Source organism: Acinetobacter rudis (assembly GCF_000829675.1).
In the GTDB taxonomy this organism is placed as follows: Bacteria; Pseudomonadota; Gammaproteobacteria; order Pseudomonadales; family Moraxellaceae; genus Acinetobacter; species Acinetobacter rudis.
This window is the reverse complement of record NZ_BBRX01000034.1, coordinates 1-23622: the sequence shown is the minus strand read 5'-3', so window position 1 is coordinate 23622 and position 23622 is coordinate 1. Positions and strand designations below refer to the sequence as shown.

21 protein-coding genes are annotated in these 23622 nt (G+C 39.5%); 13 read left to right on the top strand and 8 right to left on the bottom strand.

The annotated features are described in order from the left end of the window. Positions 1–88: 88 nt before the first annotated feature. The 3 genes from Aru01_RS10195 to Aru01_RS10185 are packed head-to-tail and all read left to right on the top strand — an operon-like array spanning position 89 to position 2654. Positions 89–958: a LysR family transcriptional regulator gene (locus tag Aru01_RS10195; protein WP_040331129.1), complete on the top strand. Its 870-nt coding sequence runs from the start codon at positions 89–91 to the stop codon at positions 956–958. 39 nt (positions 959–997) lie between these two features. Then, complete coding sequence (locus tag Aru01_RS10190) at positions 998–2293, top strand: D-amino acid dehydrogenase (protein ID WP_081407231.1); 1296 nt, start codon at positions 998–1000, stop codon at positions 2291–2293. Position 2294: 1 nt separating this feature from the next. Further along, positions 2295–2654: a RidA family protein gene (locus Aru01_RS10185; RefSeq protein WP_016655438.1), complete on the top strand. Its 360-nt coding sequence runs from the start codon at positions 2295–2297 to the stop codon at positions 2652–2654. A 177-nt stretch (positions 2655–2831) separates the two neighbouring features. On the opposite strand, the gene Aru01_RS10180 is transcribed toward Aru01_RS10185, so the two are convergent. The 7 genes from Aru01_RS10180 to ahcY form a co-directional block, all read right to left on the bottom strand. After that, complete coding sequence (locus Aru01_RS10180) at positions 2832–4331, bottom strand: CapA family protein (protein WP_016655439.1); 1500 nt, start codon at positions 4329–4331, stop codon at positions 2832–2834. A 469-nt stretch (positions 4332–4800) separates the two neighbouring features. Continuing rightward, the gene (locus Aru01_RS10175) at positions 4801–6030 is read right to left on the bottom strand and encodes a multifunctional CCA addition/repair protein (RefSeq protein ID WP_016655440.1); all 1230 of its coding nucleotides are present in this window, start codon (positions 6028–6030) and stop codon (positions 4801–4803) included. A gap of 101 nt (positions 6031–6131) precedes the next feature. Beyond that, entirely contained in the window at positions 6132–8402 is a 2271-nt protein-coding gene (locus Aru01_RS10170) for an NADP-dependent malic enzyme (protein ID WP_016655441.1), read from the bottom strand. A 108-nt stretch (positions 8403–8510) separates the two neighbouring features. Next, complete coding sequence (locus Aru01_RS10165; protein ID WP_016655442.1) at positions 8511–11285, bottom strand: sensor domain-containing protein; 2775 nt, start codon at positions 11283–11285, stop codon at positions 8511–8513. Between the two features lie 111 nt (positions 11286–11396). Next, on the bottom strand, positions 11397–12119 hold the full coding sequence (locus tag Aru01_RS10160) for a 16S rRNA (uracil(1498)-N(3))-methyltransferase (RefSeq protein WP_016655443.1): 723 nt from the start codon (positions 12117–12119) through the stop codon (positions 11397–11399). Positions 12120–12141: 22 nt separating this feature from the next. After that, positions 12142–12978 (bottom strand): methylenetetrahydrofolate reductase [NAD(P)H], encoded by an 837-nt coding sequence (gene metF / locus Aru01_RS10155; protein WP_016655444.1) that lies wholly within the window; start codon positions 12976–12978, stop codon positions 12142–12144. An 84-nt stretch (positions 12979–13062) separates the two neighbouring features. Beyond that, positions 13063–14445 carry an adenosylhomocysteinase gene (ahcY, locus tag Aru01_RS10150; RefSeq protein ID WP_016655445.1) on the bottom strand — a complete coding sequence of 461 codons (1383 nt, stop codon included), beginning with the start codon at positions 14443–14445 and terminating at the stop codon, positions 13063–13065. A gap of 327 nt (positions 14446–14772) precedes the next feature. Between ahcY and Aru01_RS10145 the strand changes: the two genes are divergently transcribed. From Aru01_RS10145 to Aru01_RS10100, 10 genes are all read left to right on the top strand, one after another. Then, complete coding sequence (locus Aru01_RS10145; RefSeq protein WP_016655446.1) at positions 14773–15228, top strand: acyl-CoA thioesterase; 456 nt, start codon at positions 14773–14775, stop codon at positions 15226–15228. Between the two features lie 19 nt (positions 15229–15247). Continuing rightward, the gene (locus Aru01_RS10140; protein ID WP_016655447.1) at positions 15248–16006 is read left to right on the top strand and encodes a class I SAM-dependent methyltransferase; all 759 of its coding nucleotides are present in this window, start codon (positions 15248–15250) and stop codon (positions 16004–16006) included. Positions 16007–16288: 282 nt separating this feature from the next. Beyond that, a complete protein-coding gene (gene lepA, locus Aru01_RS10135) occupies positions 16289–18109 on the top strand; it encodes a translation elongation factor 4 (protein WP_016655448.1) in 1821 nt (606 codons plus the stop codon). A 13-nt stretch (positions 18110–18122) separates the two neighbouring features. Then, positions 18123–18977, top strand: a complete 855-nt coding sequence (gene lepB / locus Aru01_RS10130; protein WP_016655449.1) for a signal peptidase I — start codon at positions 18123–18125, stop codon at positions 18975–18977. 195 nt (positions 18978–19172) lie between these two features. Further along, positions 19173–19865 carry a ribonuclease III gene (rnc, locus tag Aru01_RS10125; protein WP_040331131.1) on the top strand — a complete coding sequence of 231 codons (693 nt, stop codon included), beginning with the start codon at positions 19173–19175 and terminating at the stop codon, positions 19863–19865. Positions 19866–19870: 5 nt separating this feature from the next. Next, a complete protein-coding gene (gene era, locus Aru01_RS10120; protein WP_016655451.1) occupies positions 19871–20899 on the top strand; it encodes a GTPase Era in 1029 nt (342 codons plus the stop codon). 32 nt (positions 20900–20931) lie between these two features. Further along, entirely contained in the window at positions 20932–21126 is a 195-nt protein-coding gene (locus Aru01_RS10115) for an NF038104 family lipoprotein (RefSeq protein ID WP_016655452.1), read from the top strand. A 21-nt stretch (positions 21127–21147) separates the two neighbouring features. After that, positions 21148–21861 (top strand): DNA repair protein RecO, encoded by a 714-nt coding sequence (gene recO / locus Aru01_RS10110; protein WP_081407229.1) that lies wholly within the window; start codon positions 21148–21150, stop codon positions 21859–21861. A 12-nt stretch (positions 21862–21873) separates the two neighbouring features. After that, the gene (gene pdxJ / locus Aru01_RS10105) at positions 21874–22599 is read left to right on the top strand and encodes a pyridoxine 5'-phosphate synthase (protein WP_016655454.1); all 726 of its coding nucleotides are present in this window, start codon (positions 21874–21876) and stop codon (positions 22597–22599) included. Between the two features lie 14 nt (positions 22600–22613). Further along, positions 22614–23270 (top strand): MiaE family protein, encoded by a 657-nt coding sequence (locus Aru01_RS10100; RefSeq protein ID WP_016655455.1) that lies wholly within the window; start codon positions 22614–22616, stop codon positions 23268–23270. Between the two features lie 88 nt (positions 23271–23358). Here the strand turns inward: Aru01_RS10100 and Aru01_RS10095 are convergent. After that, positions 23359–23622, bottom strand: a 264-nt coding sequence (locus Aru01_RS10095; RefSeq protein ID WP_042111313.1) for a GNAT family N-acetyltransferase, incomplete at its 5' end; no start/stop codon positions are given.

Sequence of the window (23622 nt, the reverse complement as noted above, 5' to 3'; positions counted from 1 at the left end):
GTAAACCACTGCAAATGTACAAGGATTTATTGACATTAAGTAATGAATTTTAATAGAGTCTATATAACCTTTAGTTATGTTTAAGATTATGAACCTTCGTCACTTAGAAGTTTTTTATACAGTAATGTTATTTGGATCTTTAACCGAAGCAGCAGCATCACTGTGTATTTCACAGCCCGCAGCAAGCAAATTACTTAAACATGCTGAACAGCGTTTGGGGTTTGCATTATTTAAACGGGTTAAAGGAAAATTACAGCCCACACATGAGGCTTATATTCTATTTCAGGAAGTGAAACCCATTTATGAGAAAATAAATAAACTCAGTAAGTTGACACATAATTTAGCGCATAATCCGCAAGGTCGGATTACCTTGGGATGTTTGCCAAGTCTAGGTTTAAGTTTAATTCCTAAACTCACGGCTCAGTTTTTAAAAAAACATCCTGGAGTCTTTGTAAATATTGGAACTGATCATACTGAGGCATTAGAGCAAAAGTTATTACAGCGTGAGATTGATCTGGCTGTAACCTTTCAACCACAAGCACAGCAAGGCATTATTGCAACGCCTATCTTAGAAATACCTTTAGTTTATATTGACTCTGAAAAGACAACAGGAAGTCAGGATATTCACAGCATCGATGAACAGCGTTGGATTCAACCAGATGCTGAATCTTTGATGAAAGTCGTTAAGGCTTATCGTGTTTTCAACCATAGTATTGTTAATGTGCAAACTTATTATATGGCCAGTGAATTGGTGAGACAGGGCTTGGGTTGCAGTATTACGGATATTTATACTGCGGCGTATTCATTGCCGAAAGAGATGATTCATCCGATTACTCCAAACTTATCGACCACCATTTATGTGCTCAGAAATGCCACTGTAAGTACGACTAAAGCGACAGAAGATTTTATTGAGCTGATTAAAAAGGAGATTGGTCTGATTACACCAGTAGTTAACTAAAGGTTATGGATTGCTGCTAAAAACTCATTTGTTAAATTGATGTACTTCTTTTCTAATAGAACTCGGTTTAGGGAAAAAGTAGCTACAAATATCATGAGTAAGCATGTCGCTGTTATTGGTGGTGGAGTCATTGGTTTAAGTACTGCTTATGCATTGATTCAAGCGGGTCATAAAGTCACGTTAATTGAGGCAAATGACAAAGTCGCTTGTGAAACAAGCTATGCCAATGGTGGGCAATTGAGTTATCGTTATGTTGCACCTTTAGCTGATGCTGGTGTTCCATTTCAAGCATTGCAGTGGTTAGGTAAAGCAGATTCGCCTTTAAATTTCAGTCTAAGATTTTCTCCTTTTCAATGGTCATGGTTAATACAATTTTTATTGGCATGTAATCGCAAAGACAATATTTTAAATGGTCAGCATATTCTACGACTTTCATTATTTAGTCAGCAAACGATGTCACAATGGCGCGAACAATTAGATGATTTTTGTTGGGTCAAATCTGGAAAAATGGTGATCCATCGTGATGAAAAAATATTTAAAAAAGCATGCTCAACGATTGATGAGACTGTACAACAAGTTTTAACCGTTCAAGAGCTTATAAAAATAGAACCATCATTAAGCGCAATTGCTGCTGAATTGGTTGGCGCAATTTATACGCCTGATGATGAAACTGCGGACTGTTATTTGTTTTGTTTGGCTCTATATAATAAGTTACTCGAGCATTCAAATTTTAACTGTTTATATCAACATAAAGTTGAAGAGTTTTTACTAAAAAATGAACGTGTTTATGCCTTAAAAACCAACCATGAAACGATTCAAGCAGATGAGTTTGTTGTTGCTGCAGGGAATGGTAGTCGAGGGCTTTTAGATTCGATCGGAATCTCTGTACCTGTTTATCCACTTAAAGGTTATAGTTTAACTCTGCCTTTTCCAACACAAGCCAATACTGTACCTCAAATGAGTGTCACGGATTATGCTAATAAAATCGTTTATGCAAAGCTTGGTGATCAGTTACGGATAGCGGCCATGGTGGATATTGGCTATGAGCATGTTGATATTCGTGACAGTCGTGTAAAAGCTTTAAAAGAAACAGTTCAAAAAACCTTTCCGCACTTGAGTGGTATTGATACAGCAGTTGCATGGAGTGGTTCACGTCCCTCTACACCGAAAGGTCCTCCCTTGTTAGGGCGTGCAAAATATCAAAATCTTTGGCTGAATATCGGGCAGGGTAGTTTAGGTTTTACCCTGGCAGCAGGTAGTGCAATGCTCATTACTCAACTGATTTCACAAATACCCTTATCCATTACTTTAGATGGCTTATCTCTGGAGAAATAATATGAACAATGATATTCAATATTTTCAACAATCAGCACGACTATCAGGATGTGTTGTGCATGCTGGGCTTGCGTACCTATCTGGACAAGTCCCAAGCAATTTAGATGGGGATATGAAGCAACAAACTCTGGAGGTATTGGCAAAAATTGATGCCTTACTTGAACAGGTAGGAAGTGATAAAAGTCGTATTTTAACTGCTCAGATTTGGATTAAGAATATTGCTGAAGACTTTAACGTATTTAATGAGTGCTGGGAGGCTTGGCTACCACAAGGTTATGCACCTGCTCGTGCAGCTTTACAGGCAGATCTTGCTCGTCCACAAGTACTCGTTGAAGTGATGTTAACCGCAGCGCTAAAGTAATAATCTATCGTTTTTTGTATATGAACGTTTAAAGTGATCTTTATTTGGATCATGAGATGGATTGTTTTAAACATACTCATGGTGCTGATTAATTTAATTTTAATATTCTTCGATTTTTTAAATTAGTGTAAAAATAATTAGGGATAAATCTATCCCTAATTATGGTTTATAGGTATTTTATTTAAAAAGATCTTTGATTAACTCTAAAGCACTGTCTCGTATATCACTGCGATCATCTTGGAAAATTAATCCCACTTTTCTTGGCTTATTTCTGATATTGAGGCTGATAATATCAATGTCTGTATTAAATTCATTTGATGCATTTTGAAGATATTCTAGAATTTTATCTGCAGTTTCAGCATCTGCGACTCTTGGAATTCCACGCCACTCCTTAGTCCCATTGACTTCCTCAAAAAATAATTCAATCGGGATCAGTAAAATAAAAGATAAGATGTTTTTATTGCCTATTCTATTGAAAATAGAAATAGCAATTACACTTTTGAAATTTAGATCAGAAGGGAAAACCATTAATCTTTTCCATTCCAAAAAGTCCTCAACTGAGGTTTGATAAGGATCTAAATCGATTCTTTCAGAAGAGGGAAGATGGTTATTTAGAACACGCCATAAATATCGCTCCCACTCATCCCAGGTTAAAAATTGCTGAGTATTGTCGGTAAAGAAAAAATTCCCAAGAGAATAAAAAATAGGTTTGCCTTTATAGATTTCAATACCTCTGAGTCGATGAGGACCATGTCCAAAAATGAGATCAACGCCTTCATCTATTACCTCACGACAAAACTCTTGAATATCATTATCGACATTGGTGGTGTTGTTATATAAACCGTGGTGATGTTGGGCAGCGATTACAAAATCACTATTTGCCCGTGCTTCTTGAATCCCTTCTTTGATTTCTTCCACATCAATTTGGTCTAATTTATTTTCTATGACGATCTGATCAGGAGATAAACCGTAATCTAACTCTACAACGCTATTGGCTATATTAATGAGCTTATAGCCATTGATTTCTAATTCCCCTATAGAAGGACTAACACCTGTTGCCGCAGCAACTTGTTTAACTAAATTATATGCATTGCTTCCCACACGAATATAGGTATGGCGGTGCAATGAACTTACACCGGGGCGTGCTTCAACACTAAATAATGAATTAGAAGCAGTTGAGTCTGCAGTGATTTCCGTAGTCCAAGAGATGAGGGAGTAATCAATATCATTTTCAGAATAATAACAAGGTTCTCTGGATGCTAAACGACTATCACCCGTCCCAGCATGGACAAATCCCTCTTCTTCTAGGTAGGCATTTGTCATATACATCCCTTCACGTCCCCAATCAGTTGCATGATTATTCGCGCGTGATAGCATTTTTAATCCTAAGCTAGTGAGTCCTTCTACGGCAGAAGGCTCAGTTGCTAACCAACCAAAGCCAGAAAGTGCATCGGGGTAGCTCTCAAAATCGTCTGGGTCAATTATAGTGCCCTCATAATTGCCAACGACTAACAAGTGTTTAAGTATGTTTATCAGCTCTAGACATTCTGGATGGGATTCCATCTTTTCAATAAAATCTACTGTTAATATAATGTCACCGACAGTTGCTATTGTAATGACATCACTCACTATACTATTGGTGATGTTGCGGTCGTTATTTTCTTTTAGATCGTTCATAAAAAACCACCTTATATTTAACCGTTGTTAAGAAAATAAAAATACACAGAGGTTTTGTTTTTTGTATTTTTATTAAAATAAATAATGGTTGATTTATGTTCGGAAGTAAAATTTTATTTATATTTTCATATTTATTTTAATTTTTTTAGAAAATAATTGAGCTAAATATTTTCTATTGATGAGTTATTTTAAAAAATGATGTTTGATGAAGAGTAGTTAAATTATTAATAAAGCCCTTTTCTTAGATTACATGCTATTTTTCATATTTTTATATCTAAATATACATATTCAAAGATTAGAAGGAGAATAAAGTAACTTTTGTTAAAAGGTTAAAATAGCAAAAGGTATTATCTAATTCAAATCAAAAAAAGATTAAATTAAGAAATTTGAACGGATAAAATAAAGGTAACAAATGATGTCTAAACATTCCCCTCTTATTGATTGAGCCTAAGTTTAAGAGGGGAGTCAGTTAATTTAAATGGTAACCTTGCTTAAACGTAGCAATTGCTTCAATACGTTTGTTGATAAGGTATTCACCTATTTCTGAGCCTTGCAACTCTTTGGGCAAGTCTTGTACTTTGACATTACGTACTGCTTGCATTGCCTCAAGTAAAAAGTCAGCTTGCGGATAGTCACGATCTTCTAGCCCCAAGCGTCCTTTCGCATCACATTTACAGGCTTGGGCAAATGCTTTAACCCGTTCAGGACGGCGCATGACATCTAAACGCTGTAGCAGACGCCAGATCGTGCCGGGTTTAAGCTGTAACAGTTGATGGCATTTAAGGTGTTCTTTACATACCACTTGAGCTAGTAGTCGAATATGTGTCGGAACTTTTAAACGTTCACAGAGCTCAGTAACTGGTGCTAAACCACGTTCTTCGTGCATGATATGACGAGGTAATTGTTCTTTAGGCGTAAGCGCTTTACCTAAGTCATGGACTAAGACAGCAAAGCGTACTTCAAGCGAATAGTCGGCTTGACATGCTTGTTGTAGTGCCATCAGGGTATGAATGCCGCAGTCAATCTCAGGATGATACTCGGGGCGCTGTGGTATGCCAAACAAAGCATCTAATTGTGGAAAGAGCACCTTAAGTGCCTGACATTGACGAAGTGTTTCAAAGTAGATATCGGCATGAGGTTCCATCAGTGCACGTGAAGTCTCTTTCCAGATACGCTCAGGTGTTAAACAATTCAGTTCACCAGATTCTGCCAACTGGCGCATGAGTTCCAGCGTTTCTTCTGCAACACGAAAGCCATAGGTATGATAACGTGCTGCAAAACGTGCTACGCGTAATACACGCAGCGGATCTTCAGCAAAAGCAGGAGAGACATGGCGTAATATTTTCTTGTTTAAATCGTCCTGACCATGATAGGGATCATAGACCTGACCATGTTCATCCATGGCCATAGCATTGATGGTAAGATCTCTTCGAATCAAATCTTGTTCTAAGCTTACATCTACATCAGTATAAAACTCAAAGCCGTGATAACCCTGACCTGACTTGCGCTCAGTACGAGCAAGTGCGTATTCTTCTTTACTGATTGGATGTAAAAAAACTGGAAAATCTTTACCCACAGGTTGATACCCTTGGGCAAGGAGCTGCTCAGGGGTTGCGCCAACGACGACATAATCTTTTTCTTGATAGGGATGCCCGAGTAATTGATCTCGAACTGCACCGCCTACTAAATAAACTTGCATGAAAAAACCTCTATACTTCAAGCAATCATGCTACAGAATAGAGGTTTTCACAAGAGAGCAAACGCAATGCTTTACTGCAAATACGTTTGCGATCTTAATTTTTAAGCTTGTGCTTGTTGGATTTCAGCAACAGTGAGTGCTGTCATATTTACTACACGACGTGTTGTTGCTGTCGGAGTTAAAATATGTACAGGTTTAGCTGCACCTAACAAGATTGGGCCTACAGTGACATTATTGCCCGAAGTCGACTTGAGCAAGTTAAATGAAATGTTTGCTGCATCAAGGTTTGGCATAATCAACAAGTTTGCTGAACCTTTGAAACGTGAGTTCGGGAAAGCAAAATGACGAATATTTTCATCCAATGCTGCATCACCGTGCATCTCACCTTCAACCTCAAGCTCAGGAGCAATTTGACTCAAGATCTCATAGACCTTACGCATTTTTTGTGCACTAGGATCATTTTGATCTGAACCAAAACTTGAGTGAGAGAGTAAAGCAATACGTGGTGTGATACCAAAGCGACGTACTTCTTCAGCAGCCAAAATAGTCATTTCTGCCAACTGTTCTGCAGTTGGGTTTGTGTTGACATAAGTGTCTGCAATAAAGAGGTTACGGTCTTCAAGCATCAATGCATTGAGCGTAAAGAAGTTATTCATACCTTCTTTTAGGCCAATGATATTTTTGACAAACTCAAGATGAATATCATAACTTGAATATGTACCGCAAAGCATACCATCAGCTTTACCAAACTTAACCAGCATTGCTGCGATTAAAGTTGAGCGGCGACGTGATTCACGTTGTGCGTATTCTACAGTTACACCTTTGCGCTGCATGATTTGATGATAATCGTTCCAGAACTCTTCATATAAAGGGTTCTTTTCTTGATCGACAATCTCAATGTTTTCACCATGTTGTAAACGTAAACCCAATTTTTTGATATTGGCTTCGATCACAGCAGTACGACCGACCAAGATCGGGAAGGCAATACCTTCATCGACTGCAATTTGTGCACCACGAAGTACACGTTGATCTTCACCTTCAGCATAGGCAATACGTTTTGGCGCAGTTTTCGCTTGTGCAAAGATTGGCTTCATCATGAAAGCAGAGTTATAAACAAACTCTGACAAACGTTGACGGTAAGCTGAAAAATCTTGGATTGGGCGAGTTGCTACACCAGAATCCATAGCTGCTTGTGCAACTGCAGGCGCGATTTCTAAAATCAAACGCTGATCAAGTGGGCGTGGAATGAGGTAGTCACGACCAAATGATGCTGATTTTTCACCATATGTTGCAGCATCTGCTTCAATATGTGCCATACGTGCAATTGCATGAACACAAGCAATTTTCATTTCTTCATTAATGGTGGTTGCACCAACGTCAAGCGCACCACGGAAGATATATGGGAAACACAAAGCATTGTTTACTTGGTTTGGATAGTCTGAGCGACCAGTTGCCATGATGACGTCAGGGCGGACTTCATGTGCATGTTCAGGTAGGATTTCTGGATCTGGGTTGGCCAGAGCAAAAATAATCGGGTCAGAGGCCATTTCTTTAACCATTTCTTTGGTAAGAATGCCTGCCGCAGATAGACCGAGGAACATGTCAGCACCTGCCATCACTTCGTGCAATTGTGTTGCAGTGATGTCTTGCATATAACGTTTCTTAGACTCATCTAAGCCATCACGTTGTGTCGTGATCAAGCCGCGTGAGTCAGCAACGGTAATATTCTCTTTTTTTGCACCAAGTGCACAGAGTAGGTCTAAACATGAGAGTGCTGCTGCACCTGCACCTGAAGCGATAATTTTAATCTCTTCAATTTTTTTGCCGTTCAGTTGTAAGGCATTAAGCAGTGCAGAGCCAACGATAATCGAGGTTCCATGTTGATCATCATGGAATACCGGAATGTTCATACGTTCACGTAGTTTACGCTCGATATAAAAACATTCTGGTGCTTTGATATCTTCTAAGTTGATCCCACCAAAAGTAGGTTCAAGCGCAGCAACGATATCGACAATTTTGTCTGGATCATTTTCTGCGATTTCGATATCAAAAACATCGACACCAGCAAATTTTTTAAATAAAACACCTTTACCTTCCATCACAGGTTTAGATGCTAGAGGCCCAATATTACCTAATCCTAAAACCGCAGTACCATTACTGACCACAGCAACCAAGTTGCCACGTGCAGTGTAGAGTGCAGCCTTAGAAGGGTCTTTTTCAATTTCAAGACACGGTGCTGCAACTCCAGGTGAGTAGGCGAGTGCCAAATCACGTTGGTTAACTAGTTGTTTACTTGGAGTAACACTAATTTTTCCTGGAGTTGGAAACTCATGGTAATACAAAGCTTGCTGTTTTAAAGATTGTTCGTCCATTTGAATCTCGATCGTAAATAAAAGCCTAATCGGCTGAAAGTTTTGGCGAATCTAAACCGAACATAACACGTGCATCATCATAGCAATATGACAGTGCAAATTCTCGGCTCACTGAGACAATGAGTGAGACACCAAAGAATGCTTATACTGACTCAAGTACGCGGTAGTTTCAAGCGCTGTCAAGGGTTTAGAGAAATAGAATCCTTGTAGCACGTCACAATTATGTTGTTGTAAATACTGTAACTGTATGTCGTTTTCTACACCCTCTGCAATTAAGCTCATGCCCATGGCTTTACCCATGGCAATAATTGCATTGACAATTGCTTCTTCTTTTTGATCTCCGATCCGAGAAATAAAGGCTCGATCAATTTTAAGCTTATCAATTGGGTACTGACTAAGGTAGGCGAGTGAGGAGTAGCCCATACCAAAATCATCTAGTGAAATCGAAATATTGCGTTCTTTAATTTTAGAGAGGAAATCGATGACATGAGCGCTATTTTCTAAAAGAGAGGATTCAATCAGCTCAAGTTCAAGTTGATTGCCTTTCACTTGATACATTGCCATTGCGGTATCGAGGTCGAGCAGTAATTGACCACGCAGAATTTGTTGGGCAACAATATTGACCGATACACGAATATCATCAAACCCAAGTTCACGCCATACTTTAAGTTGTTTACAGCTTTCAAAAATAACGAATTGGCCAATTTCGGTGATTAAACTGGTTTCTTCAGCCAAAGGAATGAAAATATTGGGGGAGATTAGTCCGTATTTAGGGTGTTGCCAACGAATTAAGGCTTCGAAACTAATAATTTTTAATGTGGTACTGCAAATTTGAGGTTGATAATAGACGGTGAGTTGTTGTTTTTTTAATGCTTGCTGTAGATCACCTCTTAGGATGATTTTATCGTTTAAGTGTTCGTAAGACTGTTCATTAAATATGTGATAGGTATTACCGCCCAACTGTTTGGCTTTGAGTAGGGCCGCTTCTGCTTTGCGCAATAAGACATCGACTTGTGCACCTTGTTCAGGATGAATCGCAATACCTATAGAAATGGAAATACATTTCTCTTGTTCATTGATAAAAAACGGTTCTTGGAAGGCTGCTAAAATTCCTTGAGCCAAATTGTTAATATTAATATTTGAATCAGAGGTTTGTATTGCAACGACAAAGTCATCGTTGTTGAGATACGCTGTCAGCAGGGCATTATTACAATATTGGCTGAGACGCTCTGCAAATTTTTTGAGTAGCTCATCACCTGCAGGGTTAAAGTATAAATCATTGAAAAGACGAAAACGGTCTATGTTAAGGCGAAACAATGCAAACCTACAGGGCGGTTCTTGATTGATTAATTTGTTCAGACGGTAATGAAAATAGAAGCGGTTGGGTAGATCAGTCAGTAGATCATATTGCTCTAGATAAGAAACACGTTGCTCATGTTGTTTGCGTTCAGTTAAATCAATTGCATTACCGACATAGGTGGCTGCTGGCTCTTCTATGTTGTTTAATCGGTTGATTTTTATGCCGATACTCTGTTTATCACCTGTCATATACTGTTCTTGTAATTCAATACGATACTCACCAAAAAGAGATAACTGTTTTAAAATTTCGTCATGCTGTGTTTGTAGCAAGTCTTTTTGGGTAAATCGAGTGGAGAAGAATGGTTGGCCTAAAAGCTGACAGCGCTTAAGTCCCGTGAGTTTTTCGTAGTAATTATTTACGCTAATATAGCGAAGATTCTGGTCTAAAACAAAAAGACCTTCTGTAACTTGGTTAAAAAGGTTTGCTGCTAATCGCAATTGCTCATAAGCATCTTTTTCTTCGTTGATACCTTTGAAAATACCAATCATTTGTAGTGGTTTGTGGTTAATGGGATCACGCGCTGTAATTTTACCGACATCATGAATCCAGAACCAACGATCATTTTTTTTGACACGATATTGTAATTCAAATAAATCTATTTGACCACGCAAGTATTTACGCATTTGCTTGCAATAAAGGGGTAAATCTTTGGGGTGGATAATGAACTGGGCTTGTCCATTTACATATCGAAGATTGAGGTTGAACTGATCATTACTAATGGTGACTTGGCGTGTATTAATATCCCAGAGCCAAGTGTTTACACCTGCGTTTTGTTGAGTAAAGTTAAGATCGGTACGGTAACGCATTAAATGGTTGTTCATTTCTTCAAGTTCAGTTCGATGCTGCTGAACAATTTGCCTGAGTTGTTTAATTTTTTTTGATTGCTGTTGTTTTTCTTTTATCAAATCATGGTTTACATAGCGCCAGCGCATGCGTATATGTGTGTAAGATACGACCAAAATGGCTAAGAGCAAGCAAACTAACCATAGGCCAATCAAGATATTTAGGTGAAAAGAGATGTGCTGTAAAAAGAGTAAATGCAGTGATAAAAAAGTAAAAATTGAAGGAATAAAGATAAAAAAGAAATAGTGTGGGCGTTGGTTAAAGGCAAGCAGCGCAGAGATATAGACAATACTCAATGGCAACATTAGCCAGATAAATACATCCATATAGCCAATGGCTGAAAGGGCAAGAAAATTGAACATCACCATATAATTAATGATGGCTAAACTGAGTCCGATGCCTAAACTGATCAGTTTACAGCTTAGATCAAGTTGTTTAATGGGTAATGAGATTAAAAAGCGTCGATTTAAATAAAATGCTAAAAATAAACCACCTTCAATCAACAGGAGTATGGTGGTTAAAGAAATAGATAAGTTTTTAGATTCAAATGGATAGAGCAATAGATAGATAATGTTAATCACAGCACTGCCCGCAATAAAATATTGCATTTTGTGGGCCGCACCATGGATCAAGTTAAGATCCACATGATGCGAGAGTCGCTGTTTATGCATATCCATCATACTAATGAGATCCATCGCACATGTTGTTCAGAAAAACTTGGTTTTGCGAAATCAAACTACTGTTTATTAATGTGAAAAGCAATGGTTTTTTTGATGGAATTCACGAAAAGTTTAAATATCGTTTTGTAGTTTATAGATGATAATAGAGAGTGCGACAATCGGTGCTGTCTCTGTGCGTAATACGCGATCGCCTATACACCAATTTTTAAAACCGTGTTGTTGTGCTGTGTTTATTTCTGCATCACTGAGACCGCCCTCAGGACCGATAAGTAGAGCGATATCATGCTTCATCTCTGCCAAAGCATTTGTTTTTTCAGTATCTGGTGCTAAAACCAGTTTAGTCGCAGGTAAGTCAGTTGTAAGCCATTGTTCTAAACTGAGTGGGGCTAAGATTTGAGGAACTATATTCATGCCACATTGTTCACAAGCAGCAGTTGCAATAGCTTGCCAGTGATCTATTTTCTTTTGGTCGCGGTCGTATTTTAAACGCATTTCACAGCGTTCCGAAGTGAGCAACTGAATTTGACTAACTCCTAATTCAGTGGCTTTTTGCACCATATAATCCATACGGTCGCCTTTACTCATGACTTGACCAATCAGGATGGTTGCTGCTGGAGTGCGATTATCTGGGTTAAATCGATCAACACTGACACTTGCTGACTTTTTGTTTACTTCGATAAGTGTGACGAAGTACTCGCCACCTTGTCCATTGAATAAGGTGGCAGTTTCGCCAACTTGTGCACGTAACACCTTAACCCAATGATGAAACACCTGATCTGTGAGTTGTAAATCTACACCAAGTTCAAGTTCTGCATCGATAAAAAAACGGGACATATAAGGTACTCTGTGCAAACGTTTAAGCGAGATTAAGATCTTTCACCAGTTGGCGAGTTGGATCAGTTTGATTCATTGTATAAAAATGCAGTGCTGGTGCACCATCTGCAAGCAGACGCTCACATAAGTTCAACACCACTTCGTGTCCAAATGCTTTGATGCTTTGAGTATCATCGCCATAAGCTTGTAGTTGCTTACGAATCCAACGTGGGACTTCAGCACCTGTACCATCCGCAAATCGGATTAAGTTGCTGGCATTGGTGATTGGCATAATGCCTGGTGCAACAGGAATATCTACACCTGCTTTTTGCACACGATCCATGAAGTAAAAATATGCATCTGGATTAAAGAAAAATTGAGTAATACCTGCGTTAGCACCGGCACTGACCTTTTCAACAAAGTGTTGAATATCTGTATCAAAGCTGGCAGCTTGAGGGTGCATTTCTGGGTAGGCAGCAACTTCAATCTGGAAGTGATCTCCAGAATGTTCACGAATGAAACGCACTAAGTCTTGTGCATAAGGAAGCTCACCGAGTCCTACTTGACCAGAGGGGAGGTCGCCACGCAGTGCGACAATGCGGTTGATACCTTTTGATTTATAAAGGTCTAGCAACTCTGCAATACGTTGTTTGTTATCACCAATACAAGATAGGTGTGGTGCAACGGGTGTACCTTTTTCATAGAAATCATAAATGGCCGCAAGTGTACGTTCACGTGTTGAACCCCCTGCACCATAAGTGATTGAGAAAAACTCAGGATTTAGCTGTTGTAGTTCTTGATGTACTGTACGAAGTTTTTCCGCGCCTACATCAGTTTTTGTTGGAAAAAATTCAAACGAAATAGGGACATGTTTGCTCATGTTGCAATCCTTATTATTGTTGAGCCCAGTTCTTACTGTAGTGGCCATCACTATTGTGATGGCCACCTTAAGTCAGGGCTTAACTTAGTATTTATAAGTTTCTGATTTGAACGGACCTTCAACAGCAACACCTAGATAATCCGCTTGAACTTGAGTTAACTGAGTTAGGACGCCGCCAAAACCTGCAACCATTGCCGCAGCAACTTCTTCATCAAGTTTCTTCGGTAAAATTTCTACGCGAATACGTGCTGCTTTTTCTTCGCTTGGTAGATCAGCAAATTTTTCAGCAAACAAGTGCATTTGACCTAAAACTTGGTTTGCAAATGAACCATCCATCACGCGTGAAGGGTGACCTGTAGCATTACCGAGATTAACCAAACGGCCTTCTGATAATAGGACTAAATAATCTTGCTCATCTTCACTGCGGTAAACTTGGTGAACTTGAGGTTTAACTTCAACCCACTTATAACCACGCAAGTAGTTCGTATCAATTTCAGTATCGAAATGCCCGATGTTAGACACTACTGCGCCTGCTTTCAAAGAATCAAGCATTGCAGCATCACATACGTGATAGTTACCAGTTGTAGTCACGATCAAGTCAGTATTTTGCAATAGGTCATGATTGATATCGGCTTTGTTGCCTGTTTGTACGCCATTTTTATATGGAGAAACAACTTCATAGCCGTCCATGCAAGCTTGCATTGCACAAATTGGATCGACCTCTGTTACACGTACAATCATGCCTTCTTGACGTAAAGATTGTGCAGAACCTTTACCTACATCACCATAACCAATAACAAGAGCGCGGCGACCAGAAAGTAACATGTCAGTTGCACGTTTGATTGCATCATTTAAAGAGTGACGGCAACCATATTTGTTGTCATTTTTAGATTTAGTCACAGCATCATTGACGTTGATTGCAGGAACTTTCAGTGTGCCATCTTTCCACATTTCTAACAGACGTTGTACGCCTGTAGTGGTTTCTTCTGTTACACCATGAATGTGGTTAAGTAAATCAGCATATTTATCGTGAACTAATGATGTTAAGTCACCACCATCATCCAAAATCATGTTGGCATCCCAAGGCGTGCCATTTACATTGATTTGTTGTTCTAGACACCACATATATTCTTCTTCTGTTTCACCTTTCCAAGCAAATACAGGAATACCACGAGCGGCAATAGCAGCAGCAGCGTGATCTTGAGTCGAGAAAATATTACATGAAGTCCAACGTACTTCAGCACCGAGTTCAACAAGTGTCTCGATCAAAACTGCTGTTTGAATTGTCATATGAATACAACCCAAAATCTTAGCACCAGCAAGTGGTTTTGCAGCTGAGTAGCGACGACGTAGACCCATCAACGCTGGCATTTCTGCTTCAGCAAGTTTGATTTCTTTACGGCCAAAGTCTGCAAGAGCGATATCGGCAACTTTATAATCGGTAAATGTAGCGTTTCCCGCGTTCATCAGGATCTCCTAATTTCTAGTTTGGTGTTGATCATTCTGTTCGCGGATGCCGTTGTTGACTGAAGATGAATACTACAGTCGATCGTCGAGCCTGGCAGCAGCATGAAAAGAGGCCATTCATCCTTTTATAGGGGTGAAAAGCACATGCAGCGTTGCAGCATCCCTCGACTAGCGCACTATTCTACTTGGAAATTCATTGACAGCCAATGCTATTTGCTTTGTGCTTATTGATATTTCTGCTATAAAGTTCGAAATTGCTGCTTAGAACAGTGGTGTTGTTAAATGCGTTAGGATATTCAGCACGTTATAACAGTAAAAGGAAAAATTGTGACCAGTACTTTTGATTTGCTTTATTCGGTTCAAGATAAAGACGTCGATGCTTTGGGACATGTCAATAATGTTGTGTATGTACAGTGGATGCAAGACGTGGCCACTGCACATGTCGATGCACTTGGGCTGGGTTTAAAGCAATATTTAGAATTAAAACATGCCATGGTGGCTGTTGAACATCAGGTGCAATATCGCAAGGCTGCCTTATTGGGGGAGCAGTTGGTATTGCGTACATGGCTGAGTGATCTCAATGGCTTATATTCAACACGGCAATACGTATTTTATCGCCCCTCTGATCAAAGTATTATTTTTACCGGTCAAACAAAATGGGCCTGTGTTGAAATTGCAACAGGTCGACCAAAGCGTTTATCACCAAGTTTTACTCAAGCCTATCAGCCGTTAAAGGATGATACACAAACTTTGGATTTTTCTGCTTTTCATGAGGTGCAATAGGCATCGGGATGTAAGTTTTATGTTGAGTTATCAATCATTGTCCGCAGAAGTTTATCAGCTAGATAAAGCTGTAGGCGTGAGTTTTGGTGATGTTGAATATTATGCTCAGCGTCTGCAGGGGGTTCAGGGGAAAATTATTGAACCTGCGGTAGGAACGGGACGTATTTTAATACCATTACTAGAGCAAGGTTTTGATATTGAGGGTTTTGATCCCTCTGAGGCTATGCTGGATATTTGTCGTCAAAATCTCACTGCGCATGCCCAATCCACAGCGCGTGTATTTGCAGCAGAACTAGAGAACTGGTCTGATTCGTCAAAATATGCTGCGATTATTTTACCAACGGGCTCTTTTTTGTTGCTCGATGATGAGTCTATGGCAATCAAAGCCTTAGAAAATTGCTACTCTGCTTTAGAACAGGGTGGTCGATTGATCTTTGATGTGTTTTTTCAACATAACTTTAAAGTTGGGGAGCACCGCGTACGAACTTTTCAAACAGCTTCAAATGAGATGATTAGTCTAAATATCACGGCTTCTGAAATTGATTATGTTGATCAAGTTACGACATCGCATCACCGTTATGATAAATGGGATGCACAAGGTCAGTGTATTCAGAGTGAATTTGAAGTGTTTAAACTCAAGTGGTTTGGGCTTTCGGAGTTAAAACGTATTTTACAACAGATTGGATTTAGTCAAATTACGATTTCATCCGATTATCAGTATTTAAAAGCTGCACATAATCAAAGTGAGATTATCAGTTTTGAGGCATTTAAAGTTTAAATGTAGTTTTGATCATTGGATTGTCGGTTTGACCTCAAGATTTTGATTTTTTGAGTTGTACTTGGGCTATACCATGCTTTTGATTCGCTTTGAGTGAAGACGGTCGAGGGGATTTGCATGGATAAAAAGTTAATTTTTGTAGAATCGTACTATTTTTAAAAGCTCTATGTATTTTTAAGCATTGACTGCTTATACTGTGCAACATCTTCGAACATTCAACTTTCATATCATTTGTACTGCATTTTTCGGTACATGATTGAGTACTTATTTTTAGAGTGGTATATGGCAGTAGCTAAAAAATCCGTTAATATCAATAATATACGAAATTTTTCGATTATTGCTCATATCGATCATGGTAAGTCGACTCTCGCAGATCGCTTTATTCAAACCTGTGGTGGTTTGCAAGCACGTGAAATGCAAGCACAAGTTTTAGACTCCATGGAACTTGAGCGTGAGCGTGGGATTACCATTAAAGCGACTTCGGTTACTTTGTATTACACCCATCCTAACGGTGAAGAATATCAGCTCAATTTTATTGATACCCCAGGACACGTGGACTTTTCATATGAAGTGTCACGTTCTTTAGCTGCCTGTGAAGGTGCATTATTGGTGGTAGATGCAGCACAAGGTGTTGAAGCTCAGTCTGTAGCAAACTGTTATACCGCAATTGAGCAGGGCTTAGAAGTTTTACCGATTCTGAATAAAATTGATTTACCACAGGCAGAGCCTGAGCGTGTAATTCATGAAATTGAAGAAATTATTGGTATTGAAGCAACGCATGCACCAACATGTTCAGCTAAAACAGGTTTAGGCATTGAAAATGTTTTAGAAACCTTGGTGGATGTGATCCCAGCACCAGTGGGTGAGCGTGATGCACCATTACAAGCTTTGATCGTGGATTCTTGGTTTGATAACTACTTAGGTGTTGTATCTTTAGTACGTATTAAACAAGGTCGCGTGCGTAAGGGCGATAAAATGTTGGTTAAATCAACAGGCCAAACGCACATTATTACTTCTGTGGGTATTTTTAATCCGAAACATACAGAAACTGGCATGCTTGAAGCTGGTGAAGTTGGTTTCGTTATTGCAGGGATTAAAGATATTTTTGGTGCGCCAGTGGGCGATACCATTACCTTGTCAACTACACCAGAAGTAGCAACATTACCTGGTTTTAAAAAGGTTAAACCACAGGTATATGCGGGCCTATTCCCAATTGATGCCAGTGATTTTGAACCTTTCCGTGAAGCGTTACATAAGCTACAAATTAATGACTCAGCATTATTCTTTGAACCAGAAAGTTCAGATGCTTTAGGTTTTGGTTTCCGCTGTGGCTTCTTGGGCATGTTACACATGGAAATCGTACAAGAACGTCTTGAACGTGAGTATGATTTAGACCTAATTACTTCAGCACCCACTGTAATTTATGAAGCAGTAATGAAGTCAGGTCAGACTATTTATATCGATAGTCCATCAAAAATGCCTGATGGTTCTACAGTTGAAGACTTACGTGAACCGATTGCTGAATGTCATATCTTGGTACCTCAAGAGTACTTGGGTAACGTGATGACACTGTGTATTGAACGCCGTGGTATTCAAAAGGACATGAAATTCTTGGGTAATCAAGTTTCACTTAATTTTGAAATCCCAATGGCTGAAGTCGTGATGGATTTCTTTGATCGCTTAAAATCATGTTCGCGTGGTTTTGCATCACTTGACTATAACTTTGTTCGTTTTGAAAGTTCTTCTTTAGTGAAAGTAGATGTACTGATCAATGGTGATAAAGTTGATGCCTTGGCAATGATTTGTCACCGCAACGATGCTCGCCACCGTGGTATTGCTTTAGTGGAAAAAATGAAAGATTTGATTCCACGTCAAATGTTTGATGTTGCAATTCAGGCGGCTATTGGCGCGCAAATTATTGCTCGTTCAACCGTAAAGGCAATGCGTAAAAACGTTTTGGCCAAGTGTTATGGTGGTGACGTCTCACGTAAGAAGAAATTGTTATCTAAACAAAAAGAAGGTAAAAAACGCATGAAGCAAGTGGGTAGTGTTGAAATCCCACAAGAAGCGTTTTTAGCTGTTTTACAAGTTGATAAAAAATAAGAGAGCATAGCCCATGGATTTTGATTTTAATTTGATCCTCGTTCCAGTCACATTGGTATTCTTTGCCGTGTGGTTGCTGGATAAATTGGTACTTAAACAACGTAAGACCAAAGGCAGAGGCAATGAAAACTTCATCGTCACATGGGCATATGATTTCTGGCCTGTATTGGCTGTAGTTTTGGTATTGCGTTCGTTTTTATTTGAGCCATTCAATATTCCTTCAGACTCTATGGTGCCCACGTTAGAAACGGGTGATTTTATCTTGGTGAATAAGTATCAGTACGGTGTACGATTACCATTGACCAATACTAAAATTTTTGATGTCGGCTCACCGCAGCGTGGAGAGGTTTTTGTCTTCCGTTACCCTGTTGATCCTAAAGTCAGCTTTATTAAACGGGTTGTCGGATTACCAGGCGATCGTATTGTCTATGATCAAGGCAAACTCTTTATTAATGATGTCTTGGTTCAAGAGAAGGCAATCGATTTTAGTCGTGATAAAGATCGTTTTGAGCGTACCAATGTCAAATATACCCTTGAACAGTTGGGTCAACACACACATTTAACTCGCCATTTAGAGGGTGATGATCCATTGCTGAATGCATTTAATTATGCACAAGCGAAGGAACAAGCCCCGTTTGTGACTAAGGTCAATGATCGCTTTGAGAAAAGTAATGGACAAAGTTGGGAAGTTACTGTTCCTAAAGGACATTATTTCGCAATGGGTGATAACCGTGACCAAAGTTCAGACAGTCGTTTCTGGGGCTTTGTTCCTGAGGAAAACCTAATTGGTCATGCGGTTTATGTGTGGATGCATAAAGAGCCTGGTTTCAATTTTCCACAGTTTAGCCGTAATGGTGCAATTAAATAATCTGAAATAGGTCATCCTATATCGGGTTGAGTGATATTGGTTACGTCTTGAGATGAAACTAATATCGAAATGGCCATCCTACTTATAAACAGCTTTGGTTGTTTATATTGCCTAGGATGGTTTTAATTTTTATAGATGCTTGTAGTTATTGAAACACTACAATCCATCCATTTAGTCAAATATTTGAGAAGAGTTTTGAGCAAAGCACAGTTGAAATTAAGTGATCCGCGTCTAGTTAGCCGAATCGGGTATCAATTTAAACAACCTGAGCTTCTGCAACTTGCGTTGACCCATCGCTCTGTTAGTCATCGATATAATTATGAACGCTTAGAATTTTTAGGTGATTCGTTATTAGGCATGATTATTGCCAATTATTTATATCAGACCTACCCCAATGAAAATGAGGGGCGACTGACACGAATGCGTGCGACATTAGTGCGCCAAGAAGCTTTGGGTAAAATCGCAAATGATTTAAAACTGAGTCAAAGTTTAATCCTGAGCACCGGTGAATTAAAATCTGGTGGTCATCATCGTGAATCAATATTAGCCGATACTGTAGAGGCCATTATTGGCGCGATATATATCGACTGTGCGGATTTAAATGTATTAGAACGTATAGTGTTGCGTTGGTATGTACCGTATTTAGGAAATATTGAGCCAACTGATCAACTCAAAGATCCGAAGTCACGCTTGCAAGAGTATTTACAGGCAAGAAAAAAAGCATTACCGATATATGATGTAATTGATATTCAAGGTGATGCACCGAACCAGCATTTCAAAGTAGAATGTACGGTAAGCGGTTTGCCAACATTGCAAGGTGAAGGCTCAAGTCGTCGATTTGCAGAACAAGCCGTAGCGGCAGAAATTTTAAAGTTATTGGAGCAATAAGCGTTATGTCCACAGAAAATGATCAAAACCAAACTGATCTTGATCCAGCTGCTGAACATTCAAACCTGATCGATCAGTTTTTTAATGCCCAAGAAAATGTCATTCCTGCCGATTACAAAAGTGGTTTTGTTGCAATTGTCGGGCGCCCTAACGTAGGTAAATCAACATTGATGAACCATCTGTTGGGACAAAAGTTGTCTATTACTTCACGTAAGCCTCAAACAACACGACATAAAATCGTGGGTATTGATAGCCGTGAAAAATCACAGGCAGTTTTTGTTGATACTCCTGGGATGCATAAAAAAGAAGTGCGCGCCATCAATAAAATGATGAACCGTGCAGCACATTCAGCATTACGCGATGTCAATTTGGTTTTATTTGTGATCGATGGTCATAAATGGACTCAAAATGATGAGCTTGTTTTGGAAAAGCTGCAAAATGCACAAATGCCAGTAGTACTGGTGATCAATAAGATCGATACACTTGAAGATAAAAAACAGTTACTTCCTTTGATTCAAGAGCGTACTAAGCTGATGAATTTTGCCGAGATTGTACCTGTATCTGCACTGCGTAATTCGAACTTAGAGCATTTGCGTGAAGCGATTGAAAAATACTTACCATTCCAACCACCATTATATTCTTTAGATCAATTAACCGATCGCTCTGAGCGTTTCTTGGCGAGTGAAATCATTCGCGAGAAAATCATGCGTCAATTGGGTGAAGAGTTACCTTATGATCTCACAGTGCAAATCGAGTCTTATAAGATCGAAGAACCTGTAGTTAATGAGAAAACTGGCCGTCTTAAACCTGCATGTACTTATATTGATGCAACTATTTTTGTCGAGCGATCTGGTCAAAAGGCTATTGTGATTGGTGAAAAAGGTGCTAAATTGAAGCGCATCGGGATGGATGCCCGCGTGGATATGGAAAAAATGTTTGAACAGAAGGTCATGCTCACGCTTTGGGTGAAAGTTAAATGTGGTTGGTCTGATGATGAGCGTGCGCTCAAAAGTTTAGGCTATAGCGATATCTAACATATTTAAGAATAAGGGCTGTGAGTAACATCATGAAGATTAAAGTGTTTACATTATTATTTGTTATGATGTTGCTTCAAGGCTGTATTCATAAAATTGTCACCGTACCCGTTAAAGTGGCTTATAAAACCACTAAAGGTGTTGTGAAAGGGACTGCGGCTGTAGTAGGCGCAGTCATTCCCGATGGGGATGATGACGATGAAAAGGCACAAAAAAAATCAAAATGATTAGACAAAAACAGTGTTGCACTGATGCGTAATGAAGTGTTGCATGGTTACTTGATTCATCATCGTAAGTACCGCGATCGGAGTCATATTGTTCATCTGTTTAGTCAAGAATATGGTCGTATTGATGGAATTTTAAGGCAGATGCCTGCTCCGCAATATCAACCTCTATGTTTGCAGGCCACTGGAAAATCTGCGTTAAAAAACTTTTCTAAGCTAGAAATCGTTAGTCAGCCTGTATTTTTTTATGGTGATGCCTTTTTTGCAGGATTTTATCTTAATGAAATTTTGCTGCGCTTGTGCCCAATTGAAGAGCCCATGCCGCAAACATTCCAACAGTATCATCTCACTATTGCCGCTTTACAACAGCTCAGCCAACAAGCTGAGCAGGGTGTTTTTCTAAAACAAGTCTTACGGCAGTTTGAATATGTGCTGCTTGAAGAATTAGGCTATGCGCTGAGCTTTGATGTGGATGCTAAGCAGCTACCAATTTTAGCTGAGCGACGTTATGAGTTGCATCTAAATGATGGTTTTGTTGTAGTATCACACACCTCAAGCGCGAGCGTGACAGGTGAACAGATTTTAACGATGACGGATTATGTGATGGGGCAAGATTTTAATCCAGCACAGTTGCAGCTATTGACGAAGTTATATCGTCAATTGATTGCTGCATTACTGGGTGATCGTCCACTCAAAAGTCGTCAGTTGTGGATTCAAAATATTCAATCTAAAAGTTAGTTGGGGAATGCTATGCCTGCAATTCTTGGTGTTAATATCGATCATGTCGCTACACTTCGTCAAGCACGTGGTACGACCTATCCTGATCCAGTAAAAGCTGCGCTGATTTGTGAACAAGCTGGTGCGCAAGGTATCACATTACATTTACGTGAAGATCGCCGTCATATCCAAGATGATGATGTGCGTCGTATGCGCCCATTGTTAAAAACGCGTATGAACCTTGAAATTGCTGTAACAGATGAAATGGTGGCTTTTGCGCAAGAAATTCGCCCTCAACATGTTTGCTTTGTACCCGAAAAGCGCCAAGAGCTAACCACAGAAGGGGGCTTAGATGTGGTTGGTAATCTTGAACACGTTAAGGCTGCAACTCAAAGCTTAGTGGCCATAGGCTGTGATGTATCACTATTTATTGATGCTGATTTTGCACAGATTGATGCTGCTGTTGCCTGTGGGGCGCCTACGATTGAATTGCATACTGGTGCTTATGCTGATGCAGAAACAGAAGCTGAACAGCAAAAAGAATTGCAACGTATTATCGATGGTGCAGCTTATGCTGCAAAACTTGGTTTGGTTGTTAATGCTGGGCATGGTTTAAATCTAGAAAATGTTAAACCGATTGCAGCCATCGCTGAAATTTATGAGTTAAATATTGGACATTCAATTATTGCAGAAAGCGTATTTGTTGGACTCAGTCAAGCTGTACAAGAGATGAATGCAGCAATACAAGCAGCAGGTTGAGATAAGGCAATCGCATGAATTATGATGAGTTAATGCAGCCTGTACTGGCATTTTTAGGCTGTAAAACCCCGCAGGCTTGGCTTGATGAAGCTGTCAATAATTTGCCTTTGTTGATGCAAGATCATGCCAACTGCGAGAAAAAAGCAGCGGGCACTGCCATGAACTTAATGTTTCGCTATAGTTTTTTTAACGATTTACAGGTGAAGCTGGCACAGTTAGTTCGTGAGGAAATGCTGCATTATGAGCAGGTCCTTGAGTTTATGAATAAGCGTGGCCAAGAGTGGCAGGCATTAAGTGCAGGACGCTATGCTGGTGGTTTGCGTAAAGAAGTACGGACCTATGAACCTGAAGCATTGATTGATATTTTAATCATTGGTGCTTTTGTAGAGGCACGCTCTTGTGAGCGATTTTATGCTTTAGCCCCTTTGGTTGATGAAGAGTTAGGGCGGTATTATCGTTACCTACTCAAGTCTGAATCACGTCATTATGAGGACTACTTGGCTCTTGCTTTAGATGTGGCGAAGAGTAACCAACTCAAAGACCCAGAAGAAGATATTCAGAATCGTATTGATCATATTCGTGAGGTTGAACAGCAGTTAATTGAAAGCCCTGATCCGGTCTTTCGTTTTCATAGCGGTGTACCAAAGCTTAAACAGGCTAAAGCAAGTTAATCTTTGCTGGTCTAGTTTTTCATCATATTAAGCCCTGATCAAAAGATCGGGGCTTTTTGATCTGGTTGGATAAGTCATATGAATCTGATCAAATAGTTTTGCTGAGTGGGATTGCATAAGTGACTGCATCATATTTAGGCTTTTGAATCTGTTCATAAACAGTGCCACCTAAGGATTCTGCAATACGTCGACTCGCAGTATTTTCAACGGCGACAGGGTAAATAAAGTGTTTAATATTAAAATGAATGGAAGCCCATTCGACAAGGGCCTTTATCGCTGAACGGCCAAACCCAGACCCATGGCGATCTTCTCTAATCCATATGCCAAGTTCAGGTGTCTCAGATTGTACTTG

Excerpts from the sequence above, each read along its gene's own strand:
- Aru01_RS10195 (WP_040331129.1), top strand. The coding sequence starts at position 89 with ATGAACCTTCGTCACTTAGAAGTTTTTTATACAGTAATGTTATTTGGA.
- Aru01_RS10190 (WP_081407231.1), top strand. The coding sequence starts at position 998 with ATGTACTTCTTTTCTAATAGAACTCGGTTTAGGGAAAAAGTAGCTACA.
- Aru01_RS10185 (WP_016655438.1), top strand. The coding sequence starts at position 2,295 with ATGAACAATGATATTCAATATTTTCAACAATCAGCACGACTATCAGGA.
- Aru01_RS10180 (WP_016655439.1), bottom strand. The coding sequence starts at position 4,331 with ATGAACGATCTAAAAGAAAATAACGACCGCAACATCACCAATAGTATA.
- Aru01_RS10175 (WP_016655440.1), bottom strand. The coding sequence starts at position 6,030 with ATGCAAGTTTATTTAGTAGGCGGTGCAGTTCGAGATCAATTACTCGGG.
- Aru01_RS10170 (WP_016655441.1), bottom strand. The coding sequence starts at position 8,402 with ATGGACGAACAATCTTTAAAACAGCAAGCTTTGTATTACCATGAGTTT.
- Aru01_RS10165 (WP_016655442.1), bottom strand. The coding sequence starts at position 11,285 with ATGATGGATATGCATAAACAGCGACTCTCGCATCATGTGGATCTTAAC.
- Aru01_RS10160 (WP_016655443.1), bottom strand. The coding sequence starts at position 12,119 with ATGTCCCGTTTTTTTATCGATGCAGAACTTGAACTTGGTGTAGATTTA.
- metF (WP_016655444.1), bottom strand. The coding sequence starts at position 12,978 with ATGAGCAAACATGTCCCTATTTCGTTTGAATTTTTTCCAACAAAAACT.
- ahcY (WP_016655445.1), bottom strand. The coding sequence starts at position 14,445 with ATGAACGCGGGAAACGCTACATTTACCGATTATAAAGTTGCCGATATC.
- Aru01_RS10140 (WP_016655447.1), top strand. The coding sequence starts at position 15,248 with ATGTTGAGTTATCAATCATTGTCCGCAGAAGTTTATCAGCTAGATAAA.
- lepA (WP_016655448.1), top strand. The coding sequence starts at position 16,289 with ATGGCAGTAGCTAAAAAATCCGTTAATATCAATAATATACGAAATTTT.
- lepB (WP_016655449.1), top strand. The coding sequence starts at position 18,123 with ATGGATTTTGATTTTAATTTGATCCTCGTTCCAGTCACATTGGTATTC.
- era (WP_016655451.1), top strand. The coding sequence starts at position 19,871 with ATGTCCACAGAAAATGATCAAAACCAAACTGATCTTGATCCAGCTGCT.
- Aru01_RS10115 (WP_016655452.1), top strand. The coding sequence starts at position 20,932 with ATGAAGATTAAAGTGTTTACATTATTATTTGTTATGATGTTGCTTCAA.
- pdxJ (WP_016655454.1), top strand. The coding sequence starts at position 21,874 with ATGCCTGCAATTCTTGGTGTTAATATCGATCATGTCGCTACACTTCGT.
- Aru01_RS10100 (WP_016655455.1), top strand. The coding sequence starts at position 22,614 with ATGAATTATGATGAGTTAATGCAGCCTGTACTGGCATTTTTAGGCTGT.